Below are 21,277 nucleotides of genomic sequence, written 5' to 3'. Positions count from 1 at the left end.
GATGTTGCCGGTCGAGTTGTCGCATGCGGTATGGCGTCTGATCGAGGGCCAGTCGCTTCGTTACCGCTGCTGGGACGAGGAGGCCGTGTTGTACAACGACCTGTCCGGAGCGACCCACCTGCTCGGACCGGTAGCGCTGTGCGTGCTCGAGGCGCTGCGTCCAGGCCCTGCATCCATGGCGGCACTGGCATCCAGGCTGCTGGATGAATTCGAGATCGACGACGCGAGCGTCGGTGCCGAACTGCATGTCCTGCTCGATGAAATGTCGCAGCTCAGCCTGATCGAATCTTGTCCATGCTGACGCTGGCCAGCCTCGGCCGCGGAGAAATGCTGCGCCGCCTTGCCCTGTCCGGTCCCGGCCTGGTGCTGCGCACCGGCCCTTTCCGCAGCCGTATCCATACCGACATCGCCCACCTGGCCGATGCCATCGCGCTGCTGTATGCCGATTATCCCGTCGAGGGCGAGGACGGCTTTGCCGACTTCCAGCTCGCCTTCCGCCGCTCGGGCGGCCTGCGCCGCTGGTACCGTCCGCAGGTGCGATTCGACAGCGACGGCCAGGTGCCGTTCCAGCCGCTGCCGCTGGAGCAGGCCTTGCCGATGTTCGAATGGGTGATGAACTGGTGCGTATCGCACCATGCGCACGGCTACCTGATCATCCACGCCGCCGTGCTCCAGCGCGGCAATGCCGCCGTGATCCTGCCGGCGCCGCCGGGTTCCGGCAAGAGCACCCTGTGCGCCGCCCTTGCCAGCCGCGGCTGGCGCCTGTTGTCGGACGAGCTGACCCTGGTCAGGCCGCAGGACCTGGCGCTGCTGCCGCTGGCGCGCCCGGTCAGCCTCAAGAACGCGTCGATCGGCGTGCTGCGCAGCTATGCGCCGGACGCTCTGTTCGGCCCCGAGGTCCATGGCACTTCCAAGGGGACGATCGCGCATATGCGGGCGCCGGGCGCCAGCGTCGCCGCCGCTGCGGAACCTGCGCGTGCGACCCACGTCGTGTTTCCCAGGTACGAAGCGGACGCCCCGGCCAGCCTGGTGCCGATGCCGAAGGCGCGCCTGTTCACCGGCATGGTCGATAACGCCTTCAATTACGCGGTGCTGGGAGGGCAGGGTTTCGACGTCCTCGGACGCCTGGTCGAGGGCTGCAGCGGATACACGTTCAGCTACGGCCGGCTCGACGATGCCATGGCCGTTTTCGACAGTTTCGCAGGCGGCACTTCATGAAGCCGCTGCCCTTGCTGGTCGAGGTCCTGCGCGATCCGGCGCGGGTCGAAGGACTCGGCCTGGCCGACTGGGACCTGCTGCTGCGCCAGGCGGCGAATGCCGGCCTGGCCGCCACCCTGGGAGCCAGCCTCGCCGAAGCAGGCCTCCTGGCGTCGGTGCCGCCGGCCCCGCGCCGGCATCTGGAATGGGCCGGCGTCGTGCTGCAGGCGCACCAGCGCGCCGTGCGCTTCGAAGTGGATCAGATCCGGCGCGCCCTGGCCAGCCTCGGCCTGCCGTTGATCCTGCTGAAGGGGGCCGCCTATGTCCTGGCCGGGCTGCCGCCGGCGCAGGGACGCATCTTTTCCGACGTCGACATCCTGGTGCCGAAGGAGCGCATCGGCGAAGTCGAGGCGGCGCTGATGCTGCACGGCTGGGCCAGCGCAAAGCAGGACCCCTACGACCAGCGCTACTACCGCGAATGGATGCACGAACTGCCGCCGATGGATCATGTCGAGCGCGGCAGTACCATCGACGTGCACCATGCCATCCTGCCGGAGACCGCGCGTGCGCGGCCGGATCCGGCACTGCTGCGTGCCGCGGCCCGGCCGATCCCCGGAAGCGAGCATCTGTGGATGCTGGCGCCGCACGACCTGGTGCTGCACAGTGCGGTGCACCTGTTCTCCGAAGGTGAAACGGACCATGGCCTGCGCGACCTGCTCGACCTGCACCGCTTGCTGCTGCACTTCGGCGCCGCGCCCGGCTTCTGGGAAGGACTGGCGGCGCGCGCCGTCCAGCTGCAGCTGGCGCGGCCGCTGTTCTATGCGCTGCGCTATTGCAGCCGGCTGCTCGGGACCCCGGTGCCGGCGTCGGTGCTGGCCGAGGCCGCGGCGGCAGGCCGGCCTGCCGCACCCCTGCTGACCCTGATGGACGGAATCTTCCTGCGTAACCTGGTCCCGCTCCACCCGAGCTGCGCCGACCGCCTTACCCCACTGGCGCAGGGCGCGCTCTACCTGCGCGGCAACTGGCTGCGCATGCCGCTACCGATGCTGGCGCGCCACCTGTTTCACAAGGCCTTGATCTCACCACGCACCGCCGGGGCAGAGCAAATGTGATAACACGGCCGGTTTCAATAGCATGCTATAAATGAAATATGTTGAAATCGGTATCACCAACTCATCCTTGCGCGAGGAAAGCATGCAGGCAGTATCCCTTCCCCTGATCCGTTTACAAGCCCTGCAACAGGCACTGGCGCAAGGCCCGGAGCAGGCAAGCCTCCAGGACCAGGTCCGGCGCGCGGCCGGCGTGATCGGCGCGGCAAGCTGTTCGGTCATGCTGCTGGGGAGCGAAGGGGAAGGCGAGCCGTGCATGAGCATCCATGCCCATCATGGTCCCTTGCCCAGTGCCGCGCTGCAGGCGGCCATCCGGCGCGGCGAAGGCATTTCGGGCCGCGTACTGGCCAGCGGGAATGCATTGCTGGTCGCGGACATCCGGAAATCGGAATTCGCAGCGCTTGCACGGCGCGGGACGGAGCTCGGAAGCAGCTTCGTCTGTGCGCCGATCCGTGTCGAGGGGCGCATCGTCGGGGTGCTCAATGCCGCCAACGGCAAGGACGCCGCAGCCTTCGACGAAACGGCATTGTGCCTGCTCCAGCTCCTGGCCTCATCCCTGGGCGGCTACCTGCAGGTACGTCACCTGCGACACCTGCTCGACTCGCGCTTCGCCCAGCTGGCGCTGCTGCAGGAAACGGAAGGGGCGCCGCCGGAAACGGCAAGGCTGGCTTACCGTAACCCTGAACAGGTCGCCAGGATACTGGCGCGTTCGTTCTTTCGCGAAATGCACCGGGCGGGCTTTGGCTCGGCCCAGATTCTGTCTGCGGCTTCCGAGCTGATCGGTCAGCTGAATCACGACATCCAGCAAGAGCAGCAGGCGCACTAAACCCACGGCCTTACTGCGGCGTGATCAATTCCCAACGGTACAGAATCCAGATTTGGGCCATCTCCTGTCGCCCCATAGATGGGGGTGGAGGAGGGGCATGCTGTTCGATATGATGTAGATAAAATTCTTTAGAACAATTTGTTGCCAAATTAGAATTTCGAGTGCTATGATATGAGGCAGTCCCGGCTGCGGCATGACGCGTCCATTCCGCCAGGAGAGTACACATGTTCGACACCTTAACGACAGAACCCGTCAGCCCTGCACCTGCTGACGACGGGACAGATGCGTATTCGCCCAGCATTGTCGACGTCACCATCAACGAGAGCGTGTTCGGCATCCGTGCCGCCGACGTCGACGAGCAGCGAAGTTCCGCCAGTATGCTCATCAGCAAGATGTATGCGTGGCGCGGCTATAGCGGCAACCACCATATCGGCGAGGACCCCAACCGGATTACCCTGACGGCGTCGAACAAGAATGGGGTCATCGGTACGCTGAGCCTCAACCTCGATTCGGACGTTGGCCTGCTCGCCGACCAGGTATTCCAGGATCATATCGATCCCTACCGCGCCCAAGGCAAGGTGTGCGAGATCATCAAGCTCGCCTTCGATCCGGCGATCAAATCCAAGGCGGTGCTGGCCTCCCTGTTCCATGTGGCCTTCATCTATGCCAGGGATTTGCACCAGTGCAGCGACATCTTCATCGAAGTGAATCCGCGCCACCGCCGCTTCTATGAAGTCATGCTCGACTTCCGGGTCGAATGCGAATCGCGGCCGAATCCGCGCGTCGACGCGCCGGCCGTGCTGTTGCGCGGGCATATCGCCCGCGGCACCCAGCGTATTGCCGAGGTGGCGGGGAAGGGCGACCACGCGGTTGGCGACCGCTCCCTGTTTCCCTACTTTTTCTCGCCTCGCGAAGAGGCCGGTATCATTGCGCGCCTGAAACGCATTGGCTGATTCCAGCCCCTCCGCGTGGGGTAGTTGAACAAAAATCCCTTTGGCAGTCATCTGCAGCTTGCTCCTAGCTGCAGAAGCTCCTATATTCACTTTCTTCTCTTCACCATTTACAGCAAGGAATGCCCATGACGAGCGGTAAAACCCGTGATGAAATCGCCGAAGCCTACTCATCCGAGCCGTGGTGGTACGACATCCGCGGCTTCTTCATCCTCACGTTCGCCTATAACAGCACGATCGGCACCCAGATGCGTTTCTTCGGCCCCAATTTCGGCCCGGATCACCTGGAGGTCGCCTGCGGCACCGGAACCCTGCTGGAAATGATCCTCAACTGGCGCCGCCGCCGCAAGCTGCCCAAGGTGAACGTGGTCGGCATCGACTACGCGCCTTCGATGCTGGCCGGCGCCAGGAAGCGTTTCGCCAAGGATCCCCAGGTGAAGGTGCAGCATGCCGATGCCGCCGACCTGCCTTTTCCGAGCAACCACTTCGATACGGCCAACATCGCCAACTCGATCCATTGCTTCCCGACCGTCGACGGGGCGCTGCGCGACATCCTGCGCGTGCTCAAGCCGGGCGGAACGCTGGCGGCGAATGTGCTGCTATATCCGAGCGGTTTCGCGCCGCTGCGCTGGGCGGCGCAACGTATCAACGACTGGGGCATCAAGAAGGGCATCCTGTACAGCCCGTTCCGCGAACAGGACATCCGGCAGAAGATGCTGGACGCCGGCTATGAAATCGCTTCGGAGTTCAGGTCGGGGAATACTTGGAACGTTGTGGCGCGTAAACCTGTTTGACACATTGCCATTCACTGTCGGGTTTTTTTACATCTCTCGACAGCATCATTTTGGTTTTATTCTAAGTGTTTGAAAAAGAAGGAAAAATTATTCTGGCACAGTCTTTGCTATATACCCTGTGTAAGCTTAGACCCACTTAGGAGATCAAAATGAAGGCACTGTTTTCGAAGAAGATGATTGCTGGTGCAGCTGCTGCACTCTCGCTGTTCGCAACTGCCGGCGCTCAGGCAGCTACGGTTCTCCCAGATTTCGTTGTCGTGCCGCCAGGTGGTACTCGCGCGGACGATGGTTTCACCGCCGATAAAATCACCGGTAACTACACCGAAGTTGCAACCTTCAACCCCGACGGCACCTTCAATGTGTCGCTGCTGTGGGTTGCCGGTCAATTTGTCGCCAATGACGGCAATACGCCTTACCAAGGCGCCGATACGGGCCTGGGCGCCCGGTATGGCATGTATGCGACCTACCAGGCTTCGGGCCGTTTCTCGACCAGCACAACTGGCGTGACCACCTTCCGTTTCACTCCGGGTACGGGCAGCTTCCAGCTGTTCCTCGATCAGAACAACGACTCCATCAGCCGTTTCAATACCCTTTTCTACACCCCGCCGGCAACCGGCGCGGACGCTTTCCAGTTCCAGCCTGGCCGCGTGGATGACGACCTCCTGCTGGCCAGCGGCCAAGCCGTGCGCGGTGTCGGCACCCTGGATCCGACCTTGGAAACCTGCGGCAACAGCGATCCGAGGGCGATCAACTGCGGCAGCTTCGGTTCGACCACCACCTTCTCGCTGGAAGAAGCCGGCCTGAACTTCTTCGTCGATCCGCGTCCGTTCTACAACCTGTCCTTCCAGGCGGGCCAGCTGAACAACTTTACCCCGACTGGCACCCAGACCATCAATGGTTCGCTGGACGTGGTGTTCGGTGTGCCGGAACCGACCTCGCTGGGCCTGCTGGGCCTGGGCCTGCTGGGTCTGAGCGCCGCTGCCAAGCGCCGCAAGCAAGCCAAGTAATCTTCGTCGAATCCGGCCTTGCCGGATCCAGGAGTAAAAATCCACTGCCTCGGCAGTGGATTTTTTTGCGGTTCAGTCCTTGGACAGCTTTCCGAACTGACGCTTGCCGATTGCAATGGCCAGCTTCTGGATCGGATGGCTGCTGCCGCCAGGGCGCCAAGTCTGCTTGAGCTTGTTGCGGTAGGCGTCGAACTGCATGCCATAGGGCGCCGCCAGCACCTTGCCGCGGCCGAGCAGGATCTTCAGCGCTTCGGTCCCGACGATGCCTGCACACAGCTGGCAGGCCATGAAGGTCGACGGGCCGCGCTGCTCGTCGAAATTCACCGCTTCCGGCATCACGAGGTAGGGCCGGTGCAGCCCGGCCGGCGCCAGGCCGATGGCGAAACGGATCGCCTTGTCAATGTCCGGCAAGTCGCCCCATTGGAAATACTCTTCGAAGGTCATTCCGCCCGGCATGAAGTTCAGCAGGGCGGCCCCCATGCCCAGCGGCGCCGCGGTGGTGGCCGGCACGCCCAGCTGTGCGCATCTTGCAAAGGTCTGGCGGCGTGCGTCGAAGGCGAAGAAATCCAGGCCGTCGACGTACAGGTCGGCATCTCCCAGGAAATCGTCGAGATTGCCGGCGTCGACGCCGTCCGGAAATACCCGGATGTCGACTTCGGGATTGATGTCGCGCGCCATGCGCTCCAGGACTTCGGCTTTCGGCTGGCCCAGCGTGGACATCATCGCGCCCACCTGGCGGTTGAAATTCGGGATATCGAAGCGGTCGAAATCGGCGATATTGAATCTGGAAATACCGAGGCGCGTCAATGTCAGCAGGTGGACCCCGCCGACACCGCCGATACCGGCAATCGCCACACGCTTGTTGCGCAACCGTTGTTGTTCTTCCGGAGTGATCCAGCCAATATTGCGCGCAAAAGCCTGCTCGTAGCGAAACGGATTTTTCATCATGGATGGGAATAGTTGACGTAAAGCGCCGCTGCCGCGCATGCGCGCGATCGGCCTTATCGATACAGGTACCGCTATATTGCGCTATGAGGAAATGTGGTGCTCATCCATGCGCAACAGGCGGTTGATAATACCGCGTTCCTCGCGGGGGGAAAAGAAATACGGGTAGAGCGAGCGCTCCGCGCTGCCGGCGGGGGTATCGAAGGTTCCGCCCAGGCGTTCGACCTGTTCGCTCACGTAATCGAGGCTCAGGTGCATCAGGTAAGCCGGGGCATTTACGCGCGGATTGATTTTCAACTCCCCTTGCTGGCGGAAACCGAGCATGCGCTCATAGAAGCGGCGATGGCGCGGATTGATTTCGATGACGACGTCGGTGCAGTCGTACAGGTCGCGCGCATAAATGAGTGCCAAATGAAATACGTTCGCCAAGGGAACTCTCGACCGCTCCGAGAGGTCAAATGCTAACTTGGTGCATTCACACAGCCGTGCGCCGCGCGCCCGATGCTCGTCAAGAATGTCCTTGAACAACTCGTCGGCCATCAGGCCCAGCTCCGAATCGATGCCGATGGTCACCGTGCCCACCACCTCACCCTTGTCGGTGGCGGTCAGCGTCACACGATTATGCTCATCGAGGACATGGCGCGAACCGGTATACCCGCGACGGGCATACATGCGTTTCACGAGCATGCTGGCCGAGTTTCGGCCTTCAGCAGTATCCGGTAGACGAATTCCGTACGAATCGTCATTCACGATAAAACATCCTCGAAAGTAGAGGCTGCCATAGTATCGCGACTGACATATATCGCGCGTTCGCTAGGGAAGCAGCCAATGAAACCTGGGCCGATGAGGAACAGGACAGCGCCATCCCATGCCGAATGCAGGCATGCGATGGTTCAGGAAAGCCCGAGATGGTTGGCGTGCCACGTCCTTGCATCGAGGCGTGGCTTATGTGGAATCTGCCCCGGTTTCCGTCGATCGGGGCGATTCCGCAGCACCACCGGCGCAGCGGAACCGAAACCAGTTTGATATCAATATATTATCAAACTTACAGGGTCTTGAGCAATGCGCGCGCGGCATCAATTTCACTGAAAGGCGCGTTTTGGGCGAGCGCCTTGTCGATTTCCTTGCGTGCTCCCTGCTTGTCGCCCGATTTATGCAGGGCAACCGCCAGGTGATAACGGATTTCGGGTGCATTCGGCGCTTTCTCGACAGCCTTCTGCAGCAGTGGCAGTGCGCGCGCGGTGTCTCCCTGTTCCACCAGCAGCCAGCCGAGGGTATCCATTACGCCGGGATGGTTGCCTGCCAGTTTATAGGCTTGTTCGGCCATCGCCAGTGCGCGTGGATCTTTTTCCTGCTGATAGGCCCAGGCCAGGTTATTGAGCACCAGCGGATTGTTCGGCGCCGATTTAATTGCGCGTTCCAGCACCATGATCGCCGGCTTGTACTCCTTGCTGGCCAGGTTCGATTCCGCCACCAGCAGGGCGACAGGCACGTCGTTCGGATGCTGGTTCAGCCACTGTGTGCCGCGCGCCTTGACGTCCTTGCTTCGGCCCGCCATGCCCAGTGCCTGCAGCGTCTTGGCAAATAGTTCCGATGTCGGCGCCAGCGCGTGCGCCTTTTCGTAGGCGCTTACCGCCTCTGCTGGCTTGCGCTGTGCCAGCATCAGGTCGCCCTCGAGCATAAAGCCGAGGGGAGTCTTGGGATCTACGCGCTGCAACTCGCGCACTACTTGCAGGGCTTCATCGTGGCGGCCGGCGCGGATCGCCATGTCGACCTGAGCAATGCGTGCCGGGACGAAGTTTGGCTGCATCTCGACGGCGCGCTTCAGATGGGAAGCGGCCGATGCTTCATTCTTCATGGCGGCGTATACGCTGGCGAGGCGCACCTGGGCTAGAGGTGACTTCGGCATGACGTTCACCAGCTTGCCATAGGTTTCGAGGGCGCCTGCCGTGTCCTTGGTCGCCATCTGCGCCTGGCCCATCATTTCGAGCAGGCCGCCATGCGTCGGGTTGGCGGGCTGCAGCTTGCGCGCCAGGGTCAGGGCCTTCTGCGCCTGATTGGTACGGATGTAGTGCATGCCCAGGTTCAGGGCCGGCGCCACCGCTTCCGGATTGGCGTTGCTGGCCTTCTCGAGCCAGCTCGTGACCTCGTCGGGACGGTTCTGCACCAGGGCCAATTCGGCCAGCGCCGTCATCGCGTCGACATTGTTCTTGTCCTTTTCCAGCACTTTCAGGAAGCGGCCCTTGGCCGCGTCGGGCTGCTTCGCCTGCATGTCCAGGCGTGCCAGGTTGGCGGTCGCAGGCAGGAAGGCCGGCTGCAGCGCCACCGCCTTGTCCCAGGCGGCGCGCGCGTTGGGGACGTCCCCCTTGGCCAGGTAAACCTGGCCTTTCAGGTTCTGCACCTGCGGGCTGTCCGGCTGCTGCTTCTCGAGGCTGGCGACCGCCTGCAAGGCCTTGTCGAACTGTTTCAGGCCCATGTGCGTCTGGATCAGGGCGACATTGGCTTCGGCCGACTTGGGATCGAGCGTAGTTGCCAGTTCCAGTTCCTTCAGGCCACGTGCCTGGTCACCCTGCGCCAGTTTCGAGATGCCGAGCGAGGTGCGCACGCCGGCCGCCTTGGGCGCCAGTTCGGCCGCCTTCTCCAGGTAATCGCTGGCCTTGTTGAAGTCACGCACCTGCATGTGCGACTGGCCTGCCAGGGCCAGCAGCTGCGCATCCTGGGTTCCGTCCTTCAGTGCCGGCGCCAGCGCCGCAGCCGCATCGGCCGGCTGGCTGCTCTTGAGCAGGGTCTGGGCCAGCAGCTTGCGCGCATAGACATTGTTCGGATTGCTCTCGAGATACTTGCGCAGGTGCTGTTCTGCCTGTTGCACCGCGCCCAGGTTCATCTCGGAGGCACCGGCCAGCAGCAGGGTCGGCATGTGGTCCGGCGCCACTTTCAGGATCTTTTGCAGCGATTCCTGGGCGACGGCATATTTACCTTGCGAGAACTCGTACAGGGCGCGCACGTAGACCACCAGCAGGTTGCCCGGCGCCGCCTTCTCGGCGCCTTCCACAGCCAGCTTGGCGGCCGGGAATTTGCCGCGGCCGATTTCGACGTAGGCCTTCTCGATAAAGGCATCGCGGTCGTTCGGCTTGAGTTTGAGGGCTTCGTCATACGCGGCCACGGCCTCGTCAGCCTTGTTGTTCATGCGCAGCATGCTGCCTTGCGCCATCCAGACGTCCGGGTTCTTCGGGTCTTTGGCCAGCGCCTCGGCCAGCAGGCGCTCCGCGCCTGCGCGGTCATCGTTCAGCATGGCATGGCGCGCCAGGCCGAGGTAGGCGCTGCCCAGGTTCGGATCGATGGCCAGCGCAGCCTCGAAGGCGGCCTTGGCCTCGTCCGGCTTGCCGGTCACCAGCAGGGCGTCGCCACGCAGGGCCAGCAGTGGCGCCGAACCTTTGGCCTGGTCGGCAGAAATGTCGTCCAGCAATTCCTTGGCACGGCCTTGCACCATGTTTGCCTTGCCCAGCAGCGGCAGGACACGGCCGGCATCGGCGCCGAGGGAACGGGCCTTGCGCAGTTCCTTGTCCGCCGAGACGGCATCGCCCATTTCCAGGTGCAGCATGCCCAGCTGAATACGCGCTTCGGCGTCCTCCGGGCTCTTGGCCACGGCGTTCTTCAGCTGGATCATCGCCGCCTTGAGGTCGCCCTTTTGCTGATACTGCTTGGCTTCCGCCAGTAGTGTTTCCGTCGACTGGTTATTGCTGCAGGCGGACAAACCCGCCATCAGGAAGGCGCTGGAAAGAAGTGCGGCGGAAAGCTTGAGCTTGGAGGCGTGGCGCGACATAGGAATTCCTTGTGGGTTGTCTGGCATTCGCATGTTAATGCGAAGAATTAACTCGACAACAATAATACATGATGGAATCCTGTGCCAACGCAACATGGATGATACATTGTTGCAAAAATTTCTTGATTGTTGCTCTCAAAAAATTTTGTGTTGGACAGGTGGTACAAGCGCTATTCTGGCGCGTTTCCTTTACGCAAGCGGCCCAGTAATTCCTCGACATTGTCGCCCACGGGAAGACCATGCCGGCGCAACAATTGAACGTGCAGCACCAAGTTTTCGAGCACCAGCTTGGCCGACACCGCCAGCAGCGTCATCAGGCGGTCTTCGGTGCTGAAGTTTTCCATGGCGGCCGCCATTTCGCACAGGTGGCTGGCCACCAGGGTACGCAGCTCGTCTTCGGGAAAGGGGAGGTCGGCGAAGTCGATCGGATCTTCCTGTTCGACTTCGGCCATCAGGGCGGCAAGTTGCTCGGGCTGGATCGGCATACATGAACTCCATGGATGGTTGTCCAGTCCATTCTAGGCCAGCCGCGGATGTAGGACCCACGGAATTGGACAGATGCGGCGCCGGCCGGACAGGCATAGAATGACATTTCACTTAAGAAATGATGGGCGCAGGCGATGGCACGGCTGTTCTTCACCCAGCAACTGGCGCGCTTTACCAGCGTGCCCCAGGTCGAGACCTCGGCAGGCGCACTGCGCGCTGCCCTGGAAGATGCGTTTGCCATCAATCCGCTGCTGCGCGGCTACGTGCTTGACGACCAGGGCCGGCTGCGCGCCAACGTGACTATCTTTATCGACGGCCGGCGCTGCCATGATCCGGCGCGCCTGGACGACCCCTTGCAGCCCGGCAGCCAGGTCTACGTGCTGCAGGCCCTTTCTGGAGGCTGAACATGAGCGAGCGTGCTTACCTGTCGACCCGCAAGGGCCTGTTCGAACTGCGCAAGGAAGCGGGCCGCTGGGACTTCGGCCCGGTCCATTTCCTGGGCGAGCCGGTGTCGATGGCGCTGCCGGACCCGCGCGACGGCAGCCTGTATGCGGCCCTGAACCTGGGCCATTTCGGGGTCAAGCTGCACCGCCGCCGCGGAGGTAGCGAAACCTGGACCGAACTGCCCGCACCAAGCTACCCGCCCAAGCCGGAGGATAGCGAAGACAAGACCGACTGGAACAACCGCATGATCTGGGCGCTGGAGGCGGGCCATGCCGGCCAGCCCGGCCTGCTGTGGGCGGGCACGCTGCCCGGCGGCCTGTTCGTCTCGCGCGACCATGGCGACAGCTGGCAACTGGTGCGCCCGCTGTGGGACGTGCCGCAGCGCGCCAACTGGTTCGGGGGCGGTTACGACGTGCCCGGCATCCACAGCATCAGCCTCGACCCGCGCGACGCCGGGCAGCTGCTGGTCGGCGTCTCCTGCGGCGGCGCCTGGCGCAGCGAGGACGGCGGCGCCAGCTGGAGCGTCAGTTCGACCGGCATGCGCGCCGACTACATGCCGCCCGAGATGAACGAGAACGAGGAAATCCAGGATCCGCACCGCATCGTGCGCTGTCCCGGCCAGCCAGACGTGCTCTGGTGCCAGCACCACAACGGCATGTGGCGCTCGCAGGATGGCGGGCGGCGCTGGCAAGTGATCACGGCGGCGCCGCTGTCGCGCTTCGGCTTCGCGGTGGCGGTCCACCCGACCGACGGCAATACCGCCTGGTTCGTGCCGCTGGAGGCGGACCAGCGCCGCATCCCGGTCGGCGCCGCAATGGCGGTGCTGCGCACGCACGACGGCGGCAAGAGCTTCGAGGTGCTGCGCCATGGCCTGCCGCAGAAGCATTGCTACGATCTGGTGTACCGCCACGGGCTGGCGGTGAGCAGCGACGGCCATACCCTCCTGATGGGGTCGACGACGGGCGGGGTGTGGATCTCGGAAAACGGCGGCGACAGCTGGCGGACCTTGTCCACCACGCTGCCGCCGGTGTATGCGGTGAGCTTCGCTTAATACCAATGCTCACCGTGCGCCGCCCACGGGCGTGGGCGGCGAAGGGTCTTACATATTGCGGCGATACTGTCCGCCAACCTCGAACAGCGCGGTCGTGATCTGGCCCAGCGAGCAGACGCGCACGGCGTCCATCAGCTTGGCGAACACATTTTCGTTGTCGATCGCGGCCTGCTGCAGCGCGGCCAGGGCAGCCGGGGCCTTGTCGGCATTGCGAGCGTGGAAGGCTTCCAGGCGGGTCAGTTGCGACTGCTTTTCGTCGTCGGTCGAACGCGCCAACTCGATCGTCGCCGGAGCACCCAGACCGTTCGGGTTGCGGAAGGTGTTCACGCCGATGATCGGCAGCGAGCCGTCGTGCTTCTTGTGCTCGTACAGCATCGACTCTTCCTGGATCTTGCCGCGCTGGTAGCCGGTCTCCATCGCGCCCAGCACGCCGCCGCGCTCGGCGATGCGCTCGAACTCCTGCATCACCTGCTCTTCGACCAGGTCGGTCAGTTCGTCGATGATGAAGGCGCCCTGGTTCGGGTTCTCGTTCTTCGCCAGGCCCCATTCGCGGTTGATGATCAGCTGGATCGCCAGGGCCCGGCGGACCGATTCGTCGGTCGGCGTGGTGATCGCTTCGTCGTAGGCGTTGGTGTGCAGCGAGTTGCAGTTGTCGTAGATCGCGATCAAGGCCTGCAGCGTGGTGCGGATGTCGTTGAAGTCGATTTCCTGCGCGTGCAGCGAGCGGCCCGAGGTCTGGATATGGTACTTCAGCTTCTGGCTGCGCTCGTTGGCGCCGTACTTGTCGCGCATGGCGACGGCCCAGATGCGGCGCGCCACGCGGCCCAGCACCGTGTATTCCGGGTCCATGCCGTTCGAGAAGAAGAAGGACAGGTTCGGGGCGAAGTCGTCGATGTGCATGCCGCGAGCCAGGTAGGCCTCGACAAAGGTGAAACCGTTCGACAGCGTGAAGGCCAGCTGCGAGATCGGGTTCGCGCCCGCTTCGGCGATGTGGTAGCCCGAGATCGACACCGAGTAGAAGTTGCGCACCTGGTGGTGGACGAAATATTCCTGGATGTCGCCCATCACCTTCAGCGAGAACTCGGTCGAGAAGATGCAGGTGTTCTGGCCCTGGTCTTCCTTCAGGATGTCGGCCTGCACAGTGCCGCGCACGTTCATCAGGACCCAGTCCTTGATCTTCTGGGCTTCGTCGTCGGTCGGCTGGCGATGATTGTCCGCCACGAACTTGTCGATCTGCTGGTCGATGGCGGTGTTCATGAACATCGCCAGGATGGTCGGGGCCGGGCCGTTGATGGTCATCGAGACCGAGGTCGACGGGCTGCACAGGTCGAAGCCGTCGTACAGCACCTTCATGTCGTCCAGGGTCGCAATCGACACGCCCGAGTTACCGACCTTGCCGTAGATGTCCGGACGCAGCGCAGGGTCGGCGCCGTACAGGGTCACCGAGTCGAAAGCAGTAGATAAGCGTTTCGCGTCCATGCCGGTCGAGACCAGCTTGAAGCGCTTGTTGGTGCGGAAGGCGTCGCCTTCGCCCGCGAACATGCGGGTCGGGTCTTCGCCTTCGCGTTTGAAGGCGAACACGCCGGCGGTGTAGGGGAAGGAGCCCGGCACGTTTTCCAGCATCAGGAAGCGCAGGACTTCGCCGTGGTCCTCGAACTTCGGCAGCGCGACCTTGCGGATCGGGTTGCCCGACAGGGTCTTGGCTACCAGCCGGGTACGGATTTCCTTGTCGCGGATCTTGACGACGTAGTCGTCGCCCGCATAGGCGGCCTGCATGTCCGGCCACATGGCCAGCAGTTTTTTCGCGCTGCCTTCCATGGCGTTGTCACGCTCGGTGATCAGGTCGTCCAGGACTACCTCGCGATTGGCGGCGGCCAGCATGCGCTTGGTTTCGCTCAGCTGCTGGCGCTCGCGCGCCAGTTGCACCTGCTTCTTGACATTGCGGTGGTAGCCGCGCATGGTATCGGCGATCTCGGCCAGGTAACGGGCGCGCGCCGGCGGGACGATCACGTTCTTGCCGCTCGAATACTTCTGCGATGGTGCAGCAAGCTTGCTTGGCTCCACCTGCAGGCCCAGCTCGGCCAGCTTCGGCAGCAGGCCGTGGTACAGGGCAGTGACGCCGTCGTCGTTGAAGCGCGAGGCTTGCGTGCCGTAGACCGGCATCTCGTCCGGCTGCTTGCTCCACAGTTCGCGGTTGCGCTGGTACTGTTTGGAGACGTCGCGCAGCGCATCCTGGGCGCCCTTGCGGTCGAATTTGTTGATGGCGATGAAGTCGGCGAAGTCGAGCATGTCGATCTTCTCGAGCTGCGAGGCGGCGCCGAATTCCGGGGTCATCACGTACATCGAGGTGTCGACATGCGGCACGATGGCGGCGTCGCCCTGGCCGATGCCCGAGGTCTCGACGATCACCAGGTCGAAGCCGGCCACCTTGCAGGCGGCGATCACGTCAGGCAGGGCCTGCGAGATCTCGGAACCGGCTTCGCGGGTGGCGAGCGAGCGCATGAACACGCGCGCCTGGCCGTTCCAGGGATTGATCGCGTTCATGCGGATACGGTCGCCCAGCAGGGCGCCGCCCGACTTGCGGCGCGACGGGTCGATCGAGATGACGGCGATGTTCAGGCGGTCGCCCTGGTCCAGTCGGATGCGGCGGATCAGTTCATCGGTCAGCGAGGATTTGCCCGCGCCGCCGGTGCCGGTGATGCCGAGCACCGGCGCCTTGACGCTGTCGGCGGCTTCGACGATCTGCTTGCGCAGGCCTTCGTCGGCCTTGCCGTTCTCGAGGGCCGTGATCAGTTGGGCCAGCGGGCGATGGCGCGCGGCGATATCGCCTTGTTGCAAGGCGTCGATCGAGGTCGGGGCGTAGGACGACAGGTCGACGTCGCAGCTTTCCAGCATCGAGCGGATCATGCCGACCAGGCCCATGCGCTGGCCGTCTTCCGGGCTGAAGATGCGGGTGACGCCATAGGCGTGCAGTTCTTCGATCTCGCTCGGGACGATCACGCCGCCGCCGCCGCCGAACACCTTGATGTGGGCGCCGCCGCGCTGGCGCAGCAGGTCGATCATGTACTTGAAGTATTCGACGTGGCCGCCCTGGTAGCTCGAGATGGCGATGCCTTGCACGTCTTCGGCGAGGGCTGCGGTGACGACTTCGTCGACCGAGCGGTTGTGGCCGAGGTGGATCACTTCGGCGCCGTTCGACTGCAGGATGCGGCGCATGATGTTGATCGAGGCGTCATGGCCGTCGAACAGCGAGGCGGCGGTGACGAAACGCACCTTGTTGGCCAGCTTCGGCTGCTCCGGCAGGTCGAGTTTCGCGGCGGGGGTGATGTCGTTCATTGGATTGGGTCCTTGGGAGTTCGGGAGGACAGGGGTATCTCGGTACGGTATATGACGTTAACGTTAACGTCAAGCCGGGCACGCCGCCCCAGGCCGTCGTTCCGGCGAAGGCCGGAACCCAAGTTCAACGCACGTGTCTTATACCAGCGACAGCAGGATGCGAAGGAAATTGGATCCCGGCCTGCGCCGGGATGACGTTGTTTAGCGTTAGTGCTTACTCAAGCAGCACGACGTTTGACGTTGCCGGAGAGCAGCTCAGCCTTGCGCGCACGGAACTCGGCCACGGCCTTTTCCTTCACGTGGCCGAAGCCGCGGATCTGTTCCGGCAGCGAAGCCAGTTCGGTCGCTTCGAGATAATTCGAAGCGTCGAGCCTGGCGACCAGCGCTTCCACCATCTCGCGGTATTCCACGATCAGTGCACGCTCCATCTTGCGCTCCGCGGTCTTGCCGAAGACGTCGAAGGCGCCGCCACGCAGGCCTTTCATTTTGGCCAGCAGCTTGAAGGCGCCGAACATCCAGGAGCCGTACTGCGCCTTGACCATGTGGCCCTTGGCATCCTTCTTCGCGAACATCGGCGGCGCCAGGTTGAACTTGAGTGAGAAGTCGCCTTCGAACTGGGTCTTGAGCTGCTCGACGAACTGGCCGTCGGTGTACAGGCGCGCCACTTCGTACTCGTCCTTGTAGGCCATCAGCTTGGCGTAGTTCTTCGCCACGGCCATCGACAGCTTGTTGCCCAGGCCTTGCGCCGATTCGGCCGTGCGCACGCGCTCCACCAGGTTCTTGTAGACCTCCGCATAGGCGGCGTCCTGGTAGCCGGTCAGGTGCTCGACGCGCTTCTTGACGACGCTGTCCAGGCTTTGCGGCATCTGCACCACGATGGCTTGCGCGGGAATCGCCTGCTTCTCGACGCGCTTGAAGTCCACTGCTGCGCGGCGGCCCCACAGGAAGCTCATCTTGTTGGACGCGACGGCCACGCCGTTCAGTTCGATCGCGCGCAGCAGGGCGGCTTCAGTCAAGGGGATGCGGCCTTTCTGCCACGCGTAACCCATCAGGAACAGGTTCGTCGCGATCGAGTCGCCCATCAGCGCGGTCGCCAGCTTGGTCGCATCGACGAAATCGACACCCGATTCACCGCCCACGGCTTCCAGGATCAGCGAGCGCACGTCGCCAGAAGGGAATTCCCAGTCGCGCTGCTGGGCAAAGGTGCCGGTCGGCTGCTCGTGCAGGTTGACGATGGCCAGGGTGCGGCCTGGACGCATCTTGGAGACCGCATCGGCGGCGCCGGTAGTCAGGATGTCGCAGCCGAGGATCAGGTCCGCTTCGCCGGTGGCGATGCGCTGGGCGCGCAGGCGGTCCGGGGTGGCGGCGATCTTCACGTGCGAGGTCACCGAGCCGTTCTTCTGGCTCATGCCGGTCATGTCCAGCACCGACGCACCCTTGCCTTCCAGGTGGGCGGCCATGCCCATCAGCGCGCCGACGGTGATCACGCCGGTGCCGCCGATGCCGTTGATCAGGATGTTGTAGGGATGCTCGACGCTCGGCAGTTTCGGCTCGGGCAGGGCGCCCCAGCCGTCTTCGCTGCCGCTCTTCGGCACGCCGGTCTTGCTCTTCTTGAGCGTGCCGCCTTCGACGGTGATGAAGCTCGGGCAGAAGCCTTTCGCGCACGAGTAATCCTTGTTGCACGAGGACTGGTCGATCTGGCGCTTGCGGCCGAACTCCGTTTCCTTCGGCAGGATCGAGACGCAGTTCGACTGGATGCCGCAATCGCCGCAGCCTTCGCACACGGCTTCGTTGATCACCATGCGCTGGTTCGGGTCGGGGAACTCGCCTTTTTTACGGCGGCGGCGCTTCTCGGCGGCGCAGGTCTGGTCGTAGATGATGACCGTGACGCCCGGCAGTTCGCGCAGCTCGCGCTGGACGTCGTCCATGTGCTTGCGGTCGTGCAGGGTGACCATGGCCGGCAGGTTCGAGCGGTCCGCATAGCGCGACAGGTCTTCGGTCACGAGCGCAATGCGTTTCACTCCCTCGGCCGCCATCTGCTGGGCGATGTGCGGCACCGACGTCGTGCCGTCGACCGGCTGGCCGCCGGTCATCGCGACCGCGTCGTTGTACAGGATTTTGTAAGTGATGTTGACCTTGGCCGACACCGCCGCGCGGATCGCCAGGTAACCCGAGTGGAAGTAGGTGCCGTCGCCCAGGTTCTGGAACACGTGCGGCACCTTGGAGAACGCGGCCTGGCCGATCCACGGCGTGCCTTCGCCGCCCATGTGGGTGGTCAGCTTGTTCATCTCCGGGTAGATCGAGGTCGCCATCACGTGGCAGCCGATGCCGGCCAGCGCGAAGGAACCGTCCGGCACCTTGGTCGAGGTGTTGTGCGGGCAGCCGGAGCAGTAGAAGGCCGGGCGGAAGGGCGTGGTGATCGCCTTCTGCAGCACGGCGTCCTTGGCTTCCAGGAAGGCCAGGCGCGCGCGGATCAAATCGCGGGTGGTGTCATCGGAGATCAGGCGCGCGATACGGCCGGCGATTACGCGTGCCACCTGCGCCACCGAGAAGTCGGCTTTCGGCGGCAGCAGCCAGTCGCCGCGCGGCGCCACCCATTCGCCCTTGTCGTCGAACTTGCCGACGATGTGCGGACGGACGTCGTCGCGCCAGTTGTACAGCTGTTCCTTGAGCTGGTACTCGACGACCTGGCGCTTCTCTTCGACCACCAGGATCTCTTCCAGCCCCTGCGCGAATTCGCGCACGCCTTCCGGCTCCAGCGGCCAGATCATCGCCACCTTGTACAGGCGCAGGCCGACCTTCTCGGCCATCGCTTCGTCGATGCCCAGTTCTTCCAGCGCTTCCAGCACGTCCAGGTAGGACTTGCCCGAGGCGATGATGCCCAGCTTGGCGTCAGGGCTGTCGATGGTAGTGCGATTGAGCTTGTTTTCTCTGGCGTAGGCCAGGGCCGCGTAGATCTTGTAGTCCTGCATCAGCGCTTCCTGCGCGCGCGCCTGCTGGCCCAGCGGGACCGACGACAGCCTGGTATTCAGTCCGCCTTCCGGCATCATGAAGTCTTTAGGATACTTGACCTCGACCCGGAAGGGGTTGGCGTCGACCGAGGCGCTCGATTCGACCGTGTCGGCCAGCGCCTTGAAGGCCACCGCGCAGCCCGAGTAGCGCGACATGGCCCAGCCGTGCACGCCCAGGTCCAGGTATTCCTGCACGTTGCAGGGGTAGAGCACCGGGATCATGCAGGCCGAGAAGATGTGGTCGGACTGGTGCGGCAGAGTCGAGGAGTAGGCCCCGTGGTCGTCGCCGGCCACCAGCAGCACACCGCCATGCTTCGCGGTGCCGGCGTGGTTCATGTGCTTGAAGACGTCGCCGCAGCGGTCCACGCCCGGGCCCTTGCCGTACCACATGGCGAACACGCCGTCGTACTTGGCGGGGCCAATCAGGTCGACGGTCTGGGTGCCCCAGACGGCGGTGGCGGCCAGGTCTTCGTTCACGCCGGGGACGAACTGCACGTGGCTGGCTTCCAGGTGGCCCTTGGCCTTCCACAGGGTCTCGTCAAGGCCGCCGAGCGGCGAGCCGCGGTAGCCGGACACGAAGCCGGCGGTGTTCAGGCCGGCGGCGGCATCGCGCTCGCGCTGCATCATCGGCAGGCGCACCAGGGCCTGGATACCGGACAGGAAGATGTTGCCGGTCCTGGCGGTGTATTTGTCGTCGAGGGTAACGGTGGTCAGGCGGGACGAATAGTCCGGCGTCGCCGCTTGTGGCGTGACGGTATCAGGCATGGGTGTCTCCAAGATCGTGAATCGGGTGTTCCGGGCTGGCTGCCGGGTAGGCAGGGCGGATGGAACGGGGTCGCGGTAGCGACAAGGCGTGCTAAGGCACTTTTATTCGCGTGGAGTGTAGGGACTTCGACCCGCCAGGGCCAATAGGGAATGCGGATGGGGGTATAAGTAAAACTGATGACCGTTATGCGACCAGCCGTGCACCCGGCCAGGCGCCGCGTTCACACAGGTCTTCGGTCACTTCGCGCACCAGTTTCGCGATCGCCGCGGAGGCATTTGTCAGCGGGATATTCCGTGAGGCGCACAGGGTCACGCGGCGCGTCACCGCCGGCGCGCCCACCGGCCAGGCGGCCATCGCGCCGCGTTCGATGTCCGCCAGCAGCGGCGCGACCGGCAGCAGGGTGGCGCCCAGGTCGGCCAGCAGGGCGGAGCGCAGGATGGCGAGCGAGTTGATTTCGAGGACAGTGCCGAGCGCCAGGCCGGCGCCTTGCGCCGCCTGCTCGACCAGCGGCCGCACGCCGTGCTGGCGCGCCGGCAGGATCAGGGTGCTGGCCAGGGCCTCGCGCAGGCTCAGCCTGTCCACCGCCGGTGCGAAGTTCGAGCCGGCCCGGCAGATGAACATCAGGTCTTCCTCGACCAGTGCGGTGGCGGTGAAATGCCCGGCCGGGACGACGTCGAACAGCACCGCCAGGTTCAGGCGGCCCGACTTGAGCTGTTCGGTGAGGCTGCCCGAGATTTCCTCGGTCAGTTGCAGGGTAATTTCCGGATATCTGGCCCGGGTGGCCTTCAGGAGCGGCAGCGCCAGCGCACCCGAAATACTGTGCGGCAGGCCGAGCGACACGCTGCCCGAAGGCCGCGTGGTCGACTGCACCACCGCCGAACGGGCATCGGCCACCTGCTTGAGGATGGCCTGCGCGTGTTCGTAAAAGATCTTGCCGGCGTCGGTGCTGACGACGCCATGGGCCGAGCGGTGCAGCAGCTGCGCGCCCAGTTCTTCTTCGAGCTGGCGTAGCTGCTGGGTCAAGGCCGGCTGCGCCACGTGCAGGACCAGCGCGGCGCGCGATAGCGAGCCGTGATCGACAATGGCGACGAAATACCGGAGTTGACGAAGTTCCATCCTGCAGTGTTGTGTCCAGCAAGCAACAAATAATGATTGTGTGTAACAAAATTGTTATACTGCCCCGTGGCCGATGGGCGCCGACATTATTACAGAGCAGAGTAGCGACATGTTGAAAAAGGTGGATGCATCGCAGCTGAGGATTGGTATGTATATCCACGATCTCGACTGCGGCTGGATGGACCATCCGTTTGTGCGCGCCCGTTTCGAGCTCACCACGGACGAAGAAATCTACAAGATCCGCAATGCCAAGATCCGCGCTGTCGTCATCGACTGCAGCAAGGGCCTGGACGTGGACGACGCGCCGACCCTGGCGCAGGCCGATGCCGCCACCGAAGCGGAAGTGACGGCGATCGCCGCCGCGCCGCGGATCGTCACCCGCGTGTCCCTGGGTGAAGAGCTGCAGCGTGCCGCGC

Annotated in this window: 17 protein-coding genes; 10 read left to right on the top strand and 7 right to left on the bottom strand. The window is 63.7% G+C overall.

The window, feature by feature from the left end; translation table 11 throughout:
- Position 1 precedes the first annotated feature (1 nt).
- The 7 genes from FG94_RS16600 (at position 2) to pepA (ending at position 5,883) form a co-directional block, all read left to right on the top strand.
- Entirely contained in the window at positions 2 to 301 is a 300-nt protein-coding gene (locus tag FG94_RS16600; RefSeq protein WP_036213987.1) for an HPr-rel-A system PqqD family peptide chaperone, read from the top strand.
- A complete protein-coding gene (locus FG94_RS16595) occupies positions 295 to 1,218 on the top strand; it encodes an HprK-related kinase A (RefSeq protein ID WP_051996849.1) in 924 nt (307 codons plus the stop codon). The genes FG94_RS16600 and FG94_RS16595 overlap by 7 nt, the downstream gene beginning before the upstream one ends.
- Positions 1,215 to 2,309 (top strand): nucleotidyltransferase family protein, encoded by a 1,095-nt coding sequence (locus tag FG94_RS16590; protein ID WP_036213984.1) that lies wholly within the window; start codon positions 1,215 to 1,217, stop codon positions 2,307 to 2,309. Before FG94_RS16595 ends, FG94_RS16590 begins: the two co-directional genes overlap by 4 nt.
- 82 nt (positions 2,310 to 2,391) lie before the next feature.
- Positions 2,392 to 3,132, top strand: a complete 741-nt coding sequence (locus FG94_RS16585; RefSeq protein ID WP_161783974.1) for a GAF domain-containing protein — start codon at positions 2,392 to 2,394, stop codon at positions 3,130 to 3,132.
- A 224-nt stretch (positions 3,133 to 3,356) separates the two neighbouring features.
- Positions 3,357 to 4,085, top strand: coding sequence for a hypothetical protein (locus FG94_RS16580; RefSeq protein ID WP_036213983.1), 729 nt, complete (start codon positions 3,357 to 3,359; stop codon positions 4,083 to 4,085).
- A gap of 125 nt (positions 4,086 to 4,210) precedes the next feature.
- The gene (locus FG94_RS16575) at positions 4,211 to 4,876 is read left to right on the top strand and encodes a class I SAM-dependent methyltransferase (protein WP_036213981.1); all 666 of its coding nucleotides are present in this window, start codon (positions 4,211 to 4,213) and stop codon (positions 4,874 to 4,876) included.
- A 149-nt stretch (positions 4,877 to 5,025) separates the two neighbouring features.
- A complete protein-coding gene (gene pepA, locus FG94_RS16570; protein WP_081926037.1) occupies positions 5,026 to 5,883 on the top strand; it encodes a flocculation-associated PEP-CTERM protein PepA in 858 nt (285 codons plus the stop codon).
- Positions 5,884 to 5,955: 72 nt separating this feature from the next.
- Here the strand turns inward: pepA and FG94_RS16565 are convergent, their stop codons facing one another.
- The 4 genes from FG94_RS16565 to FG94_RS16550 form a co-directional block, all read right to left on the bottom strand.
- On the bottom strand, positions 5,956 to 6,828 hold the full coding sequence (locus FG94_RS16565; RefSeq protein WP_036214072.1) for a ThiF family adenylyltransferase: 873 nt from the start codon (positions 6,826 to 6,828) through the stop codon (positions 5,956 to 5,958).
- Between the two features lie 84 nt (positions 6,829 to 6,912).
- Positions 6,913 to 7,578 carry a hypothetical protein gene (locus FG94_RS16560; RefSeq protein ID WP_036213977.1) on the bottom strand — a complete coding sequence of 222 codons (666 nt, stop codon included), beginning with the start codon at positions 7,576 to 7,578 and terminating at the stop codon, positions 6,913 to 6,915.
- A 295-nt stretch (positions 7,579 to 7,873) separates the two neighbouring features.
- Positions 7,874 to 10,651, bottom strand: a complete 2,778-nt coding sequence (prsT, locus tag FG94_RS16555; RefSeq protein WP_036213974.1) for an XrtA/PEP-CTERM system TPR-repeat protein PrsT — start codon at positions 10,649 to 10,651, stop codon at positions 7,874 to 7,876.
- 170 nt (positions 10,652 to 10,821) lie between these two features.
- Positions 10,822 to 11,136 (bottom strand): hypothetical protein, encoded by a 315-nt coding sequence (locus tag FG94_RS16550; protein WP_036213972.1) that lies wholly within the window; start codon positions 11,134 to 11,136, stop codon positions 10,822 to 10,824.
- 135 nt (positions 11,137 to 11,271) lie between these two features.
- Between FG94_RS16550 and FG94_RS16545 the strand changes: the two genes are divergently transcribed.
- Complete coding sequence (locus FG94_RS16545) at positions 11,272 to 11,541, top strand: MoaD/ThiS family protein (protein WP_036213969.1); 270 nt, start codon at positions 11,272 to 11,274, stop codon at positions 11,539 to 11,541.
- A gap of 2 nt (positions 11,542 to 11,543) precedes the next feature.
- Positions 11,544 to 12,632, top strand: a complete 1,089-nt coding sequence (locus FG94_RS16540; protein WP_036213967.1) for a hypothetical protein — start codon at positions 11,544 to 11,546, stop codon at positions 12,630 to 12,632.
- A gap of 48 nt (positions 12,633 to 12,680) precedes the next feature.
- Here the strand turns inward: FG94_RS16540 and icmF are convergent, their stop codons facing one another.
- The 3 genes from icmF to FG94_RS16525 all read right to left on the bottom strand — a co-directional run bounded on the left by icmF (position 12,681) and on the right by FG94_RS16525 (position 20,861).
- Positions 12,681 to 15,968: a fused isobutyryl-CoA mutase/GTPase IcmF gene (gene icmF, locus FG94_RS16535; protein ID WP_036213966.1), complete on the bottom strand. Its 3,288-nt coding sequence runs from the start codon at positions 15,966 to 15,968 to the stop codon at positions 12,681 to 12,683.
- A gap of 218 nt (positions 15,969 to 16,186) precedes the next feature.
- On the bottom strand, positions 16,187 to 19,744 hold the full coding sequence (locus FG94_RS16530) for an indolepyruvate ferredoxin oxidoreductase family protein (protein ID WP_036213963.1): 3,558 nt from the start codon (positions 19,742 to 19,744) through the stop codon (positions 16,187 to 16,189).
- Between the two features lie 184 nt (positions 19,745 to 19,928).
- On the bottom strand, positions 19,929 to 20,861 hold the full coding sequence (locus FG94_RS16525) for a LysR substrate-binding domain-containing protein (RefSeq protein WP_036213961.1): 933 nt from the start codon (positions 20,859 to 20,861) through the stop codon (positions 19,929 to 19,931).
- Between the two features lie 148 nt (positions 20,862 to 21,009).
- Between FG94_RS16525 and FG94_RS16520 the strand changes: the two genes are divergently transcribed.
- The coding region (locus tag FG94_RS16520) for a DUF3391 domain-containing protein (protein WP_036213957.1) at positions 21,010 to 21,277 on the top strand (268 nt) is incomplete at its 3' end.

Origin of the sequence: Massilia sp. LC238, from assembly GCF_000735635.1 — a bacterium.
GTDB classification, from domain to species: Bacteria; Pseudomonadota; Gammaproteobacteria; order Burkholderiales; family Burkholderiaceae_D; genus Telluria; species Telluria varians.
The sequence above is the reverse complement of the archived record's forward strand: the minus strand, read 5'-3'. Positions and strand labels throughout refer to the sequence as shown.

Bases quoted from the DNA above. Each gene is read 5' to 3' on its own strand.
- FG94_RS16600 (WP_036213987.1), top strand. From the start codon at position 2: ATGTTGCCGGTCGAGTTGTCGCATGCGGTATGGCGTCTGATCGAGGGC.
- FG94_RS16585 (WP_161783974.1), top strand. From the start codon at position 2,392: ATGCAGGCAGTATCCCTTCCCCTGATCCGTTTACAAGCCCTGCAACAG.
- FG94_RS16540 (WP_036213967.1), top strand. From the start codon at position 11,544: ATGAGCGAGCGTGCTTACCTGTCGACCCGCAAGGGCCTGTTCGAACTG.
- prsT (WP_036213974.1), bottom strand. From the start codon at position 10,651: ATGTCGCGCCACGCCTCCAAGCTCAAGCTTTCCGCCGCACTTCTTTCC.
- FG94_RS16550 (WP_036213972.1), bottom strand. From the start codon at position 11,136: ATGCCGATCCAGCCCGAGCAACTTGCCGCCCTGATGGCCGAAGTCGAA.
- FG94_RS16595 (WP_051996849.1), top strand. From the start codon at position 295: ATGCTGACGCTGGCCAGCCTCGGCCGCGGAGAAATGCTGCGCCGCCTT.
- FG94_RS16580 (WP_036213983.1), top strand. From the start codon at position 3,357: ATGTTCGACACCTTAACGACAGAACCCGTCAGCCCTGCACCTGCTGAC.
- FG94_RS16590 (WP_036213984.1), top strand. From the start codon at position 1,215: ATGAAGCCGCTGCCCTTGCTGGTCGAGGTCCTGCGCGATCCGGCGCGG.
- FG94_RS16525 (WP_036213961.1), bottom strand. From the start codon at position 20,861: ATGGAACTTCGTCAACTCCGGTATTTCGTCGCCATTGTCGATCACGGC.
- FG94_RS16545 (WP_036213969.1), top strand. From the start codon at position 11,272: ATGGCACGGCTGTTCTTCACCCAGCAACTGGCGCGCTTTACCAGCGTG.
- FG94_RS16575 (WP_036213981.1), top strand. From the start codon at position 4,211: ATGACGAGCGGTAAAACCCGTGATGAAATCGCCGAAGCCTACTCATCC.
- icmF (WP_036213966.1), bottom strand. From the start codon at position 15,968: ATGAACGACATCACCCCCGCCGCGAAACTCGACCTGCCGGAGCAGCCG.
- FG94_RS16530 (WP_036213963.1), bottom strand. From the start codon at position 19,744: ATGCCTGATACCGTCACGCCACAAGCGGCGACGCCGGACTATTCGTCC.
- pepA (WP_081926037.1), top strand. From the start codon at position 5,026: ATGAAGGCACTGTTTTCGAAGAAGATGATTGCTGGTGCAGCTGCTGCA.
- FG94_RS16565 (WP_036214072.1), bottom strand. From the start codon at position 6,828: ATGAAAAATCCGTTTCGCTACGAGCAGGCTTTTGCGCGCAATATTGGC.